The organism is Herminiimonas sp. Marseille-P9896 (assembly GCF_903993245.1).
GTDB classification, from domain to species: domain Bacteria; phylum Pseudomonadota; class Gammaproteobacteria; order Burkholderiales; family Burkholderiaceae_D; genus Oxalicibacterium; species Oxalicibacterium contaminans.
Genome location: NZ_CAJEVT010000002.1, coordinates 805,898 through 820,426 on the forward strand (window position 1 = coordinate 805,898; position 14,529 = coordinate 820,426).

Sequence of the window (14,529 nt, forward strand, 5' to 3'; positions counted from 1 at the left end):
ATGTTCTGTGTCGCATGTCAGGCGAATAATCCATGCAGGAACCAGCCCGAGCCATGGGTGCTGCTGGTAGTGCGCAAGCGGAAGATCCAGAGCAATACATGTTGTTCGTTTTGCGCAATGAAGTAATCGCGTGTGGCCAACGCGTCATCCCACCAGCCGGACTCTATGCGCTCGGGGCCGGTCAGCAAGGTCAGCGGGCTTTGGTAAAAAGGTTTGTGTTGATGCGTGTGCAAGGCCAGTGGCTGTGGCAAGAGCCAGGTCGGTCGTACGCAATGCGGATGTGTATCGGTTACTGCATCGCGTGTATTACGGCGTGCCGCCTGTTGATGGCTGAGTACGCTGCTCATCACGCTTTTCTCCGGCCTGTGATCGGCAAAGACCGAGAGCTGGCGCACGGCCTCGTTGCCAAGTCGGCTTTGCAGACGCTCGACCAGACGTCCGGTATTTTCTGCATCCGAGCTCGGGGTCGGGAATAATTCGGTATTCGGCGCCGCCTGTGCGGTGATCTGATCTGCCTTCAGGCTGATCTCGATAACAGGTGCAATCAAGTCCAGTTGCCCCATGCGTTCGCGCAGCAAGAGTGCAAGGTGATCGATGTCGCGACTCGGCATGCCGAGCTGGATGCTGACCGCGGTGCTGCGATGATCGTGCTGTCGTGTCGATTCATGATGCAGATAAAGTGTGATGCCAGCGACGGCGGCATGGCGTGCACTGAGCCAGCCTGTCAGTTGCAGCAGCAGGCGGCGTGCGGCAAACAGCAGGGCTTCGGTATGCTCGACACGCGCTGGTAATTCCAGTTTGACGTCGAAAATGGCGGGCGCTTCAAACCACTGGTGTGCTTCTGCTTCGGTGCCGTAAGCCCGATCCAGTTCACTCAGCAGCGCCTGGCCAAAGCGACGCGCGACACCGGCGCGCGGCAATTGACGCAAGTCACCGAGACGGCGACAGCCTATGCCAGCCAGCGTATCCAGATGCGCTTGCGCATGGTCCAGCACATGCAGGGGCAAGGGATCGAGCGCTGCGCTGATATCGCCATCATGGGCAAACACTTGCGTGATGCCTGCTGTTTGCGCACGTAACCAGGCACCGCCTGCAGTCGCGGCACTGGCCAGGCGTGCGTGCAGGCCGAGTTCCAGCAAACCGCTGAGTAATTGCGTGGCGATGCGTTGATGACCGCCAAACAGGCGCAGGCTGGCACCGACTTCGAGCAACAAACCATCAGGACGTAATACGACATGTGGTGTGAAGTGCAGACTCCACAGCGCGGCTTCTTCCAGTGCCTTGCTTTCCTGCGCCGGATCGCGCGGCAACGCCTGCAAGTCAGCGGCCAGCGCGCGTGCACTGGCTTCCGAGTTGCCCGCACATATGCCTGCGTCATCCGCCAGTTGATTGCACCAGCCTACGACGTTCCGTTCGCATATGACGATGGGGACATGGTCATATGGATCCGGCTCGCAGGAGATATGCCTAAGCCGGCAACGGAGCGCGGCGTCGAGCGGCAGTTGCGGCAAGTGTAGGGCGATCCACAGCATAGGTAGGAATATCGGAAATGGTTGTGCCTGACATGCGATTCGTGAGTGGCTGCCGCAGGATTTCAGGTATGGCGAGCGGCAGGATTAATGGTGCGGCGTGGACTGGCCCACGTCGTTTGATGAGTTCGACTGACATGCGGCCTGCTTTTGCAGGTTGGCAGACGATACGCAGCGGTGCGGGTGACGAAGTGTCTTGTGTATTGAGTGGACGAAAGACAAAGCTCAGGCCTTCACCACCAGCGGCTGCCAGTTGCAGGCGACGCAGATGATCGGTGCGTGCTTGCGGCAGCCAGCACAGCAGCGCACCGAAGCTGGCGCTTTTCAAGGTTTGTTCTATCGCCCAGATACGATCGGCGGGCTTGTCGGTTTCGATCAGGATCAGTTTCTTTAAGCGTATGCCTAACTCTTCCAGCGCAGCCGGATAAGGGATGTGCGGTGGCCCCAGCAGGATCACGGTTTTATCGGTTTGCGTGAGACGTGCGAGAGTCGGTGCGAGCAAGCGCAGCTCGCCTATGCCGGGTTGCGCCATGAGTAATTCAATCAATACGGAGGGTGGCCAACCGCCGTTCGGCAATTCACGGTCCAGTGCCTGGTAGCCGGATGGCACCGGCGTCGAACGGTAAGAACCCATTTGGTCGGCACGCCAGACGGCATCCGGCAACGATGGCGGAATTTCGGGGGCGGCGACAGGAGGGGCTAAGGATCGGGATAAGTGCAGGGCGGCAGCCATACGACCTCCAAAGTATTGCTTGGCGATAAAGCTTCAGTTGATTTACATGCGTCAATATACTGTATGTATGTACAGTATAAAAGCTTTGTTTGAAAAGGTGCGGATTTATTTGCTGAGGCTTGCCGGAATGCTATCGATGCTGTTGCCGCATCCTGTTTGTGGATTCCACTTAGCAATATTTTTGCATCCGTTTTGCTGCTCGTTTTATGATGAGAGTCCGGCAACGTAACGACACGCGCGCAGACCATCAATGAAACAACAGCTCATCCAGCCTGTGCTGACAGGCCCGACCGTAGAACTCCGTCCTTTGCAAAAAGAAGATGCCGCACAGTTGGTACAGGCTGCAGCCGATGGCGACTTATGGAATCTAAAAGTAACCGTGATCCCGGGACCGGATAGCGTGGATAAGTACATTGGCATCGCACTGGAAGGACGTGAGCAAGGCACCGTCATGCCTTACGTCATCATCCGTCGCGATACCGGACAGATCGTCGGCAGCACCCGTTTCTGGAAGGTCGACCTGGCGAACCGCAAGATGGAAATCGGTCATACCTGGCTCGGCAGTTCTATCCAGCGTTCCGGCATCAATACTGAAGCCAAGTATTTGTTGCTGACGCATGCGTTTGAAACTATGCAGGCGATACGCGTGCAATTCACCACCGATGAATTGAATGAGAAATCACGCGCCGCGATTTTGCGCATAGGTGCGAAGCAGGAAGGCATAGTCAGGCATGAACGCATCATGCCGGATGGCCGCAAGCGCAATTCGGTACGCTTTAGCATCATCGATACAGAGTGGAATGATGTGAAGGCGATGCTGGAACAAAAGATGGCGCGCTAAACGGTGATACGTTAAGACCCGCGCAGCAAGAGCCAGCCAAACCACAAGCCAACTGCCAGCAAGAGCAGCGCTACCATACGCTGCAGTTGCGTCACATTCAGGGCGGCCGCCGCACGTTGTCCGGCGAATGAACCGAGCAGCATCAGCACGCCACAGATCAGCGCAAGTTTGATATCGAGTCGTCCTTCCAGCGCATGCACGGTGCTGCTGGCGATTGCAATCGGAAACTGTATGGCCTGCCCTGCGACGACGGCGAAAGGCAGCGGCTGACGCATCAACATCAGTAGCGGCAGGATCAGCACCGGGCCACCGGTACCAGTCAGGGCCGAACCAAAACCGATTACAGCACCCAGCATAAACAGGCTGTGCGTGCTGAGGAAAGCAGCCGGAGTCACCGCCACATCGAGCGGACGCAAACCGCGCCAGCCGGCAAATAAAACCAGCAGCATCACACCCAACATCAGACTACCTGCAGATAGCCAGTGCACGGTCAGCGCGCCACCGGCAGCACCCAGCAAAGCACCACCCAGCAGCGGCAGGCAGCGTTGCAGCAACTCGGGCTGGCGTCGCATCGGACGCACAGCGACGAGGGCGGGCAGGGAAAAACTAAGGGACGCAGCAGCGATTGCTTGTGGCAGCGGAATACCACCGAGATGCGTCAGGATAGGAACCAGCAGCACGCCGCCTATACCGCACGCACCGATCAGTGCACCAGTCAGCAGGATGGCTGGCAGCATCAGGGCCGCGCTGGCCATGCTCAGCATGTGCTGCTGGCTTTCAGGTGGGGTGCTGCTTTTGTCTGTGAAATCATCCCTGTGATTATGCCAGAGATGAGTGACTGCACATGGCGTGTGGCTGATATTGCGCTGCTGATTTTTTCATGTCAGCATGCGTGAACTATCCCCATTCAAGAAGTATCGGGGCTGTGCATTTTTCTTATTTTTTAAGTGTTTATGCGGACGATACTTTTTCTTGGGCTGAGCCTTGCAGCTTCCTGCGCGTGGTCGCTGGACAGCAATATCCAGAATTCATTGGGCATGAAATTCGTGCTGATTCCGTCAGGTGAATTTGTCATGGGCAGCGATGAATCAGCGGAAGTGCTGGCGCAACAGTATCCGCAATACGATCACAAACGTTTCGTCGAACTGAGCGACGAAGGTCCGGCGCACAAGGTGCGCATTACCCATCCTTTTTATTTGGGCCAGTACGAAGTGACGGTCGGCGAGTTCCGTCGTTTTGTCGAGGCTTCCGGCTATCAACCCGAATCAGAAGCTGATGGCACCGGCGGCTATGGCTATAACCCGGATTACGATCCGGCCAAATCAAGTCGCGGCGATGCCTTTGAAGGACGCAATCAAAAGTACTCGTGGCGCAATCCCGGCTTCCCGCAAGATGAACGGCATCCAGTCGTGAATGTGACGTGGAACGATGCGGTGGCAATGTGCAAATGGCTGAGCAAGACGGAAGGGCGCACCTATCGTTTGCCGACTGAAGCCGAATGGGAATACGCTGGACGCGCTGGTACCCGTACCCGTTATTACAGCGGTGATGATCCGCAATCATTGCTGAGTGCCGCGAATGTATTCGATGTCGATGCGGCGAGGAACTGGCAGCAATGGAAGAAGTTTGCGCTGGATGGGCCGGATGGTTTTGCCTTCACCGCACCGGTTGGCAGCTTCGCACCGAATGCTTTCGGTCTGTACGACATACACGGCAATGCCTGGGAGTGGACTGCCGACTGGCATGATGATCGTTACTACAGCTATTCACCGGTCGATGACCCGCAAGGACCCGCCAACGGCACGGTACGCGTGCGGCGTGGCGGTTCCTGGCATACCTGGTCGTTCTATGCGCGCTCGTCGTATCGCAACTGGAATTCGCAGGATACGCGTTACACGCTGGTGGGCATGCGTCTGTTGCGTGAGGCGGATTAGCTGCTTGTCTGTTCAGTCTTATGCATGCGCGACTTCTGCTGCGATCAGCGATTGATGTACGCCCATCGCCGCCATCACACCATCTGCCATCGCCAGCGTGATGTTGTGCGGCACACGTGCCGCATCGCCGGCGGCGTACACACCTGTCACGCTGGTGAGTTTCACGTTACTGGTGCGCACGATTAAACCCATAGGTGTTTCATCGAAGTCGCAGCCGAGCTGCGCTGCGAGCGGGCTGCTTTGCTCTGCCTGCACCGCCACGAAGAGTGCATCCAACTGAATTTTCCGACCATCGGCCAGGCGTAGTCCATCCAGCGCCGGGGATGCACCTTCTATGCTGATGACAGGTGTGGTCTCTATCTGCACCTTGCGTTTTCGTAGCAGGTTTAGTGCTTCATCATCCAGCTCGATTTTGCCATTGGTAAAGAGCGTGACATCACCCCAGTCGGCGACGATGGAGGCCTGGTGTACCGACATCGGTACGCTGGCCAGCACGCCTATCTTGCCCTGATTGATTTCATAGCCATGACAGTAAGGGCAATGCAATACGGTCTTGCCCCAGCGTTCCGCCAGACCTGCCAGATCCGGCAGGCGATCACTGAGACCAGTCGCCAGCAGCAAGCGTTTGCCTGCGTAGGTTTTACCGCTTTCGGTACGTATGCTGAAGTGGTCGCCGCGGTCTTCCGCCTGTGTCGCGTAGTCACTGACGAAAGACACCGTCGGATAAGCAGCGAGTTGTGCGCGTGCCTGCTCCAGCAATTCATTGCCCGGTGCGCCATCATGTGTGAACACACCATGTGAATGTGCGGCAAAGCGATTGCGCGGCTGGCCGCCATCGATGATGAGGATAGGGCGACGTGCGCGTGCCAGTTGCATGGCGGCAGAGAGTCCGGCAAAGCTGCCGCCTATGATGATGGCGTCGTAGGTATTCATTTGTGTTCCTTTCCATGTGCGGCGTAATGCGGGGGCAATTTGATGCCCTTGAATAAATCCGCCAGCGTGATATTGGCCAGGCTGTTTGCGAACTGCGCTTCTGCTTCTGCGTAGGCATCATTCAATGCATTGCTGACCGCACGTTCGAGCTGGCACACCGGCGCATCTGCTTCCAGTTGCAGCGGGACGGGTTCATTTAATGCGATATACACATCGCGCAAGGTGATCTCGGTGATGGGGCGCGCCAGTGTCCAGCCACCGCCGTGTCCGCGTCCGGATTGCACCAGTCCGTTTTCTCGCAGGCCAGCCATGGTGCGCCTGACCACGACCGGATTGGTTTGCAGGCACAGTCCCAATGCCTCGGAAGTCATGGGGTCGGCCTGGTGTGCCATGTGCATGAGCGCATGCAGGGAAGCGGATAATTTGCTGTTCTTTTTCATGTAACTATAATAGTTACAATATCGGATGCAAGTCAAGCAGAGAAAGTAAGTGAGGGAAATAGGGCGGGGTTTTGCTGGCTGTCAGCGGCTTCTGCGCTTGAGCTGCGCTTCCAGCGCGTCTATACGTTCGAGCAAGTCCAGCGCCAGTGCGACACCCGGCGTATTGACCTCAAGGTCTTGCGCCAGGTGCTGCGCGACCCGCGCACGGCGTACGGCCGCACCGCTGAAACGCCATTCCTGTGGTTGCTGTCCGGCTGGTTCCAGTACGCCTTCCACCACCCAGGCGGTGATCAGTTCTTGCGGTGCATTGCAGGCATGCGACAGTTCGATCAGGGTCAGCGTCACATCATCATCAAGCAGCTGGCTTTCGCAGTAAATACTTGTGGTCTGGTTCATGATGCAGCCTCCTTACAGCGATGCGCGTGGATTGAAGTCAAAGGCTTGCTGCAGCGTGCGATAAGCTTCTTTCGCTGCTTCGCTGTCGGCTGGCGGCAAGGCAATGTTCAGTACGACATACAAGTCCCCAGCTTCCTTGCCCGGGATGCCTTTGCCTTTGAGACGCAATTTGCGCCCCGAACTCGAGTTGGCCGGGATCGTCAATTCCACCGAGCCTTCCGGCGTCGGTACCTTGACGCTGGCACCGAGCGCGGCTTCCCACGGTGCGAGGGGCAGGTCGAGATACACATCACGGCCGTCAACACGGTAGCGTGGATGCGGACGGAAGGCGATTTCGAGGTAGAGGTCGCCCGCTTTGCCTTCGCCTATACCGGCGCCGCCCTGGCCAGCGAGGCGCAAGGTTTGTCCGGCACGTATGCCTTTCGGGATGGTGACGCTGAGTGTGCGTTCGCGCGTGGTGACGTGACCGTTTTCATCGACTACCGGCAGGCGCAGCGAGATGCTGCGCTCGGCGCCACGATAGGCGTCTTCGAGGTCGATCTGGACCTTGGCGTGGTGGTCTTCGCCTTGCGCATGCATAGCACGTCTGTGGCTGCGACCCCAGCCGGTTTGCTGGCCGAACATTTGCTCGAAATAGTCACCAAAGTCGCTGCTGTCGCCGAAGCCGGGATGGCCACCGCGACCGCTGAATTCAAAACCGGCATCGCCATTTGGTGGTGGCTGGAAGTCCTGGCCGTTTTGCCAGTTGGCACCGAGCTGATCGTAGGATGCGCGTTTCTCCGGATCTTTCAGGACTTTGTAGGCTTCACCCATTTCCTTGAAGCGCGCTTCCGCATCCGCTTCCTTGCTGACATCGGGGTGGAATTTGCGTGCGAGCTTGCGATACGCATTTTTGATCTCATCTTGCGTCGCGTCGCGTTTTACGCCCAGCGTTTCGTAGTAATCCTTGAATTTCATGGTTACGACCTCGCAACTTGTTCAGGGAAAAAACTGTGTCTGCTTTCCAGGTAATCTCTATAACGTTTTTAAACTATCGTGCCGAAAAAATCACCGATGACAGATGTCACTATCATCGCCAGTGCACCCCAGAAACCGACCCGCAAGGCAGCAGGAAGTAATGGCGCACCACCGACTTTGGCCGCCAGCGTACCAAGGCCGACCAGGAATAGCAGGGAGGTCAGGCCGAGTGCCGGTATCAGGATCGTACCTGGCACCAGCAAGGCCGTCAGTAGCGGTAGTGCTGAACCCAGCGAGAAGGTAAGCGCTGAAGTAATCGCTGCCTGTACCGGACGTGCAGCAGATGCTTCATGTATACCCAGTTCGTCACGCGCATGTGCACTGAGTGCATCGTGCGCCATGAGTTGCTGTGCTACCTGTTTGGCCAGATCAGGGGTCAGGCCACGCGCGACATAAATCGATGCGAGTTCACGGTGTTCGGCATCCGGTTTGTCCAATAGTTCCTGTTGTTCGCGATCCAGCTCTGCCTGCTCGGTATCGGCTTGTGAGCTGACGGATACATATTCACCCGCAGCCATAGACATGGCACCTGCGACCAGTGCGGCGATGCCGGTCAACAGCATTTCATTGCGCGCCAGATTGGCGGAAGCGACCCCCAATAACAGGCAGGAGGTAGAGATAATGCCGTCGTTCGCGCCGAGCACTGCCGCACGTAACCAACCTATGCGGCCATTGAAGTGTTTTTCGGAACGATGATCAGGCATGGACTAGCTCCCTGTTGAATAGTTGTTATGCATGGTAACGGGCGTAACAGCAGGGCGCAACAGCGTTCTGACAGGAATCATGATGGTGGCGACCCGCGGCTGCTTCAAGTCCTGCAGACTCGCGCATTTTTGATCCACATCAATCCATTCTCATTTCGCTTTGCTACAGTCAGCCATCACTATGAAAAGCGAAGGATGATTGTGCTGGATACCGACTTTCCCAAATTGAAACTGAAGAATAAATTGCTGCTGCCTATCGTGCAGGGCGGCATGGGCGTTGGTATTTCTGCACATAAGCTGGCTGGTAGCGTCGCCAGGCTGGGTGCTATCGGCACCATTTCCAGTGTTGACCTGCGTCGTCATCATCCCGACCTGATGGCGCGCACTGATAAGACCCGCGACAAGGCATTAATCAATGAAGCCAACCTGATAGCACTGGATCGTGAGATACGTGCGGCGAAAGAGATCGCAGCAGGCAATGGCGTGATCGCCGTGAATGTGATGCGCGCGGTTGCCGAGTATGCCGCCTATGTACGGCAGTCTTGCGAGAGTGGCGCTGATGCGATCGTGGTGGGTGCAGGTCTGCCTATGGATTTGCCGGAGCTGACAGCTGAGTTCCCCGATGTCGCCTTGATACCAATTTTGTCCGATGCACGTGGTATCTCCCTGATCCTGAAAAAATGGATGCGCCGCAAACGTTTGCCGGACGCTATCGTGATCGAGAATCCGCAATACGCCGCTGGTCACCTCGGTGCTGCCGGACTGGATAGTGTGAACGATCCGCACTTCGCATTCTCGGTGGTACTGGAAGAAACGCTGCAGCTATTCAAGCAGCTCGGCCTGGAGAATGAAAACATTCCGTTGATTACTGCTGGTGGCATACACAACCCGGAACAGGTGCGAGAGTTGTTTGCACTGGGTGCCAGCGCGGTACAACTCGGCACTCCGTTTGCCGTGAGTACGGAAGGTGATGCGCATATCAATTTCAAGAAAGTGCTGACGCAGGCGCAGCCTGAAGACATCGTCACCTTTATGAGCTGTGCCGGTTTGCCCGCGCGCGCGGTGAAGACACAATGGCTGACTACCTATCTCGACAAGGAAGCCAAGCTGCAAGGCAAGGCTGGTCCCAAGGAATGTACGGTCGGTTTTGATTGCCTGCATCAGTGCGGTTTGCGCGATGGCATTGCGAAAGCCGGGCAATTCTGTATTGATACCCAGCTCGGTTTTGCGTTGAAGGGCGACGTCAAGCGCGGCTTGTTTTTCCGTGGCTCGGAGCGTTTGCCTTTCGGTAGCGAGATCCGGCCTGTGCGCGAACTGGTCGATTACCTTTTGAATGGCGTCCTGCCTGCACCGCTGCCTAGCGTGTAAATTTTGCATGCTCATCCCGTTCGTATAACGGGGTGACGTGTGCTGACATCTGTTATATCCTCGTCCACAGGCTATCAAGCCAGTCCGCAGCCCAATGTTGGTTCCAGACAAGGATGGAGAGCATGCGCAGGTGGCATAAGGTATTACTGTCGGTTGTAGTACTGCTGCTTGTGCTGGCGGCGGCCGGCGGCTATGCGCTGCAAAGACTGACCGATAGTACGCATCTCACTGAATTGGCGCGCAGCAGTCTCAAACAAAACTGGAATCGGGATCTGACCATAGGCGGCTTGTCGCTCGACTTGCTGCCATACCCGCGTTTGCGTGCCAGTGATGTCCGCATCTCGAATCCGGATTGGGCGCAAGACAAATATGCACTTCAGGCCGAAGACATACGGGCACGCCTGGCACTCGCTCCTTTATTGCGCGGCGATGTGGTGGTCGAAGGTTTACTCATCAATGGCCTGACCCTCAATCTCGAAGTCGCAGCAGACGGCCGTCGCAGCTGGGACTTGCCTGCCACACGAAAATTGCGCACCTCTCAATTCGATCTGCTGGCCTTGCGTGCCGATGTCAGCAAGATCAATTTCCGCTCAGCTCATCAGGAAAGTAAAAGCTGGCAACTCGATACCTTGCGTGCGAAAGGTAGCAGCGGCCTGCGCAATCTGGTTTTCAATGGACGTCTGGTACGTGCACAGTACACGGTGCAGTTCAATGGCCAGCTCGATGATTTATCCGGTATGGGAACGCCAGGCGCTGTCACCAAGGGTGTACTGACTGTGCAGTCCGGACAGGCGCAAGCGACGGTGACAGGGCAGTTGCCGCTCGATAGTGCGTTACAGGCATACGATGTTGAGCTGGCAGTGGAAGCCGAGTCGCTCAAGGAGTTGTATGGTTACCTGCAGATAGATCGCATCTCTCCGGTACCGCTGCAAGCAAGTGTCAAACTGCAGGCCAGCGAACAGCAGCATGTCTTTAAAGACTTGAAACTGCAGTTGGGCAAGCTGAATTTAAGCGGCGCAGGGCAGTGGAGTAAACAGAATGGCAGAACCAAGCTGAACGCCAGCCTGCATGCTGATCATATCGATATGAAGCAAACCTTTCTCGATATAGGGCAGCCGCCATTAGCGGAGAAAAAAGAAGGAGAGTTGTTTCGTGATAAGCCTCTGGCCTGGCCCTTGTTGGCTCAGGTAAATAATATCGATGCCAAGGTGGCGGCCGCGATAGACAATCTGAAGTTGCGTTCCGGCGTTGAGGTCGAAGGTGTCCAGGCAGATTTGCGCTTGCATGACGATACGCTGACCTTGCCCGAGTTCTCCGGCAAATTGCTGGGCGGTAGCGTGCATGGCGATATCGTGTTGGAAGGCAAGAAGCAGGCAGTCAAACTGAATCTGCAACTCAACGATACCTCGCTGGGTGCGATGCTAAAAGCCAGCGGCAAGAAATTGGTCGTCAATGGTGGTGCCATGAAAGTTGATGCGAAGGTCACGACGCATGGCAGTTCGATGAAGGATCTGGCCGCAGGCTTGAATGGCCCGGTCGAGATACGCATAGGCAGTGCGCAGATACTTTCTCCTGCGGCAGGACAGGCTGAGTTCTGGTTGACCGGATTGTTTTCCTCCAAGGATTCCAAGCGCATAGATATGGCTTGTGCCAGTGGCCGCCTGCCGTTTGTAGCGGGCGTGGCAAAAGGTGTAGGCATAGTCGGTGCCCGCAGCGATGCCAGCCAGTTGCTGACCAGCGGACAGGTGAATCTGCAAAACCAGACCGTGGATTTGCGTGGCAAGGTCAGGGTGCGCTCAGGCTTTAGTCTGGGTATCTCCAATTTTTCCGATGAAGTAAAGATAGTCGGTGCGCTCGGCAAGCCGGAGCTGAAGCTGGATGAATCTGGTGCGCTGGGTGCGATTGCGCGTATAGGTGCGGCTATTCTTACAAGTGGTGTAAGCATAGTCGCGACTTCGATCTGGGATGGTGCGAATCCCAAGTCGGATCCTTGTCAGGTCGTATTTTCCTCGCGCGCAGCCAAAAAGCAGCAAAGTCGCTGACCTTGGCCATAGTCCAAAAGTAAAAGAAAAAAAGCTTAATAAATGGAATTGCAGCGCAACAAAAGCTATGATGGCGGCAGTTTTTGTTTCGTAATGGGGATGGCGATGGCTACAATCGACGATATCGTCAGCAAGCAGAAGGAGGGCGCGCAGTTTGTCGTGTCGGCTCAGATGCTGCGACTGGAACCTGAAGAATTCGATACCCTGGTGCAGGTCTGGCTGGAAGATGGCCCGCCCGGATTCGAGCTGGCAGGTGTGCCACACCGTTGCTGCCGTGATGGCGAGTTCTATATCGACCGGATTACTGTCAGGAAAACCACCTCAGAAGAATAAGGCGGAACAACCGCTACAATCACGCTTTTTTCCCGTTTATACCTAATCACACTATTTATCGTGTCCAATCGCTTGCCTGTACTACCGCAATACCTACTGCCAAAAAAGGCCCTGACTGCCTTTGCCGGGCTGGTCGCGGGCGCCAAAGCGGGACGCCTGACGACTGCGCTGATACGCTGGTTCGTCGGCAAATACAATGTGAACATGACCGAAGCGGCGAATCCGAATATCGCCAGCTACGCCAGCTTTAACGAATTCTTTACACGCGCCTTGCGTTCCGGTGCGCGTCCATTGGCCGATGCCGATTTCATTTGTCCGGTCGATGGTGCGATCAGCCAGTTCGGCAAGATCGAGCAAGACCAGATCTTCCAGGCCAAAGGCCATAGTTACTCAACCACTGCGCTGGTCGGTGGCAATGCCGAACTCGCTGCGCAGTTCGAGAATGGCAACTTCGCCACGCTCTACCTGAGCCCGCGCGATTATCACCGCATCCATATGCCGTGCGATGGTCGCTTGTTGCGCATGATTTATGTGCCGGGTACTTTGTTTTCGGTGAACCCGACTACAGCGCGTGGCGTGCCGGGTTTGTTTGCCCGTAACGAACGCGTGGTGTGCTTGTTTGAAGGGCCGTCCGGCCCGTTTGTGCTGACCCTGGTCGGTGCGACTATCGTCGGCAGCATGCAAACCGTATGGCATGGTGTCGTCAATCCGCCGCGCCTGGATGCGGTGCGTGAGTGGCATTACGACAAACAGTATTTACAGCTGAAAAAGGGCGAGGAAATGGGGCGCTTCCTGCTCGGCTCTACCGTCGTGATGCTGTTCCCCAAGGATACGCTGACCTTTACGGACAAGTGGCAGCCAGCCGCTGCAGTCCGCCTCGGCGAAGTGATGGGAAACGGCGTGCAGCCTGTGCCTGATCAGACTGGGCAGCAATAAGAAAATAGCCGCTCGTTACACGCGTTTACCGGGTTTGTGGCTCAGTTGCCTTTGGAGGGGAAGGGATGGTCTTCATCCACCAGCCCCTTCAGTTTCTCTTCATTCTTGACTTCATCCGATAGCAAGCTGTGATCCGGATGCTTGACCTTACGCAGTTCTTCTACACTACTCAGTTTGCCGCTTTGCTTTTCCTCATCCTTGCTTTCGGTATTCCATGGCTGTGACATAAGAAACTCCTGATCAGGGTAAACGCTAATGGTAGTGGCCGGTGCGACTAACAGCTGTCGACAGGCCGATGCGAAACTTGCATGGAAACGACCTCTGCCTGCTATGCTAGGCAGACCATAAACTGAACGATCAATTGTACTGCAACAACATGAGCTTCCTGCTGAATCTGATAGAACAATATGGACTGCTCTTTGTTTTTGGCAACGTCTTGCTGGAACAACTGGGTGCACCAATACCGGCTTATCCAACGCTGGTGATTACCGGCGCCTTGCTCGGGCGTGGTGAGTATTCGGCTGTCACGCTGTTGGTAGTGGCAGTGGTCGCGGCACTGATCGCTGACTTCGCCTGGTATATGGCCGGGCGTCGTTACGGCGGACGCGTGATGGCGCGCCTGTGCAAAATTTCACTGTCGCCGGATTCGTGCGTGCGGCAAACCGAAGCCATGTACGTGCGCTATGGCCCGGCTTCCTTATTGGTGGCCAAATTCATACCCGGCTTTGCCTCGGTCGCCAGTGCGCTGGCAGGCGCGATCGGCACACGTCCGGCCAAGTTCATTATTTATGATGGCCTGGGTGCTGCACTGTGGTCGGGCTCGGCCATCTTCCTTGGTTCCTTATTCAGTTCTGCGGTCGCAGACTTACTGGATATCCTGGCGAGCCTCGGCAAATGGGGCATCCTGCTGGTGGCACTGGCATTTGCTGTCTATCTTGCAAAAAAATGGTGGCAACGGCATAGTTTCCTGAAGGATTTGCGCATGGCGCGCATTACGGTCGATGAGCTGGACCAATTGTTGAAGAATGGCAAGCCACCGACCATCATCGATGTGCGTTCCGGCCTGGCGCAGCAAAGCGGGAAAATCCCTGGTGCGATGGTGCTATCAGATGATGACATCAGCGCGCTGGTCGTGAATACTGAGCTGGACTCGGAAGTCATTGTCTACTGTGCCTGTCCGAATGAGGCTTCTGCTGCACGTGTTGCGAAGAAACTGATGGCACGTGGTTATCGGCGGGTACGGCCGTTGACAGGCGGCATAGATGCATGGGTCGCAGCCGGATATAACATAGACGAATTCGTCTGATTTCAGAATGGGAATCC

At 56.1% G+C, this 14,529-nt stretch carries 16 protein-coding genes; 7 read left to right on the forward strand and 9 right to left on the reverse strand.

What is annotated here, in order from left to right; genetic code table 11:
- Positions 1-17 precede the first annotated feature (17 nt).
- Both H7U06_RS09205 and imuA read right to left on the reverse strand, forming a co-directional pair.
- On the reverse strand, positions 18-1,532 hold the full coding sequence (locus H7U06_RS09205) for a DNA polymerase Y family protein (RefSeq protein WP_175625827.1): 1,515 nt from the start codon (positions 1,530-1,532) through the stop codon (positions 18-20).
- The gene (gene imuA / locus H7U06_RS09210; RefSeq protein ID WP_175625828.1) at positions 1,468-2,262 is read right to left on the reverse strand and encodes a translesion DNA synthesis-associated protein ImuA; all 795 of its coding nucleotides are present in this window, start codon (positions 2,260-2,262) and stop codon (positions 1,468-1,470) included. Before imuA ends, H7U06_RS09205 begins: the two co-directional genes overlap by 65 nt.
- 250 nt (positions 2,263-2,512) lie before the next feature.
- On the opposite strand from imuA, the gene H7U06_RS09215 reads away from it, so the two are divergent.
- Positions 2,513-3,103, forward strand: coding sequence for a GNAT family N-acetyltransferase (locus H7U06_RS09215; protein ID WP_175625829.1), 591 nt, complete (start codon positions 2,513-2,515; stop codon positions 3,101-3,103).
- An 11-nt stretch (positions 3,104-3,114) separates the two neighbouring features.
- Here the strand turns inward: H7U06_RS09215 and H7U06_RS09220 are convergent, their stop codons facing one another.
- On the reverse strand, positions 3,115-3,858 hold the full coding sequence (locus H7U06_RS09220) for a sulfite exporter TauE/SafE family protein (protein ID WP_254873197.1): 744 nt from the start codon (positions 3,856-3,858) through the stop codon (positions 3,115-3,117).
- Between the two features lie 198 nt (positions 3,859-4,056).
- Between H7U06_RS09220 and H7U06_RS09225 the strand changes: the two genes are divergently transcribed.
- Complete coding sequence (locus tag H7U06_RS09225; protein ID WP_175625831.1) at positions 4,057-5,037, forward strand: formylglycine-generating enzyme family protein; 981 nt, start codon at positions 4,057-4,059, stop codon at positions 5,035-5,037.
- Between the two features lie 18 nt (positions 5,038-5,055).
- On the opposite strand, the gene H7U06_RS09230 is transcribed toward H7U06_RS09225, so the two are convergent.
- From H7U06_RS09230 to H7U06_RS09250, 5 genes are all read right to left on the reverse strand, one after another.
- Entirely contained in the window at positions 5,056-5,970 is a 915-nt protein-coding gene (locus tag H7U06_RS09230) for an NAD(P)/FAD-dependent oxidoreductase (protein ID WP_175625832.1), read from the reverse strand.
- Positions 5,967-6,410 carry an Rrf2 family transcriptional regulator gene (locus tag H7U06_RS09235; protein WP_175625833.1) on the reverse strand — a complete coding sequence of 148 codons (444 nt, stop codon included), beginning with the start codon at positions 6,408-6,410 and terminating at the stop codon, positions 5,967-5,969. The genes H7U06_RS09230 and H7U06_RS09235 overlap by 4 nt, the downstream gene beginning before the upstream one ends.
- Before the next feature lie 81 nt (positions 6,411-6,491).
- A complete protein-coding gene (locus H7U06_RS09240) occupies positions 6,492-6,806 on the reverse strand; it encodes a chaperone modulator CbpM (protein WP_175625834.1) in 315 nt (104 codons plus the stop codon).
- 12 nt (positions 6,807-6,818) lie between these two features.
- Positions 6,819-7,763 (reverse strand): DnaJ C-terminal domain-containing protein, encoded by a 945-nt coding sequence (locus tag H7U06_RS09245; RefSeq protein ID WP_175625835.1) that lies wholly within the window; start codon positions 7,761-7,763, stop codon positions 6,819-6,821.
- Positions 7,764-7,831: 68 nt separating this feature from the next.
- On the reverse strand, positions 7,832-8,527 hold the full coding sequence (locus tag H7U06_RS09250; RefSeq protein ID WP_175625836.1) for a VIT family protein: 696 nt from the start codon (positions 8,525-8,527) through the stop codon (positions 7,832-7,834).
- A 195-nt stretch (positions 8,528-8,722) separates the two neighbouring features.
- Between H7U06_RS09250 and H7U06_RS09255 the strand changes: the two genes are divergently transcribed.
- The 4 genes from H7U06_RS09255 (at position 8,723) to asd (ending at position 13,206) form a co-directional block, all read left to right on the forward strand.
- Complete coding sequence (locus H7U06_RS09255; RefSeq protein ID WP_175625837.1) at positions 8,723-9,895, forward strand: nitronate monooxygenase family protein; 1,173 nt, start codon at positions 8,723-8,725, stop codon at positions 9,893-9,895.
- A 122-nt stretch (positions 9,896-10,017) separates the two neighbouring features.
- On the forward strand, positions 10,018-11,937 hold the full coding sequence (locus tag H7U06_RS09260; RefSeq protein WP_175625838.1) for an AsmA family protein: 1,920 nt from the start codon (positions 10,018-10,020) through the stop codon (positions 11,935-11,937).
- A gap of 105 nt (positions 11,938-12,042) precedes the next feature.
- Positions 12,043-12,270: a hypothetical protein gene (locus H7U06_RS09265; RefSeq protein ID WP_175625839.1), complete on the forward strand. Its 228-nt coding sequence runs from the start codon at positions 12,043-12,045 to the stop codon at positions 12,268-12,270.
- 60 nt (positions 12,271-12,330) lie between these two features.
- Positions 12,331-13,206, forward strand: coding sequence for an archaetidylserine decarboxylase (asd, locus tag H7U06_RS09270; RefSeq protein ID WP_175625840.1), 876 nt, complete (start codon positions 12,331-12,333; stop codon positions 13,204-13,206).
- Positions 13,207-13,247: 41 nt separating this feature from the next.
- Here asd and H7U06_RS09275 read toward each other — a convergent pair whose 3' ends face one another.
- Positions 13,248-13,433, reverse strand: a complete 186-nt coding sequence (locus tag H7U06_RS09275; protein ID WP_124572397.1) for a hypothetical protein — start codon at positions 13,431-13,433, stop codon at positions 13,248-13,250.
- A 149-nt stretch (positions 13,434-13,582) separates the two neighbouring features.
- On the opposite strand from H7U06_RS09275, the gene H7U06_RS09280 reads away from it, so the two are divergent.
- Positions 13,583-14,512: a DedA family protein/thiosulfate sulfurtransferase GlpE gene (locus tag H7U06_RS09280; RefSeq protein ID WP_175625841.1), complete on the forward strand. Its 930-nt coding sequence runs from the start codon at positions 13,583-13,585 to the stop codon at positions 14,510-14,512.
- Positions 14,513-14,529: the final 17 nt, after the last annotated feature.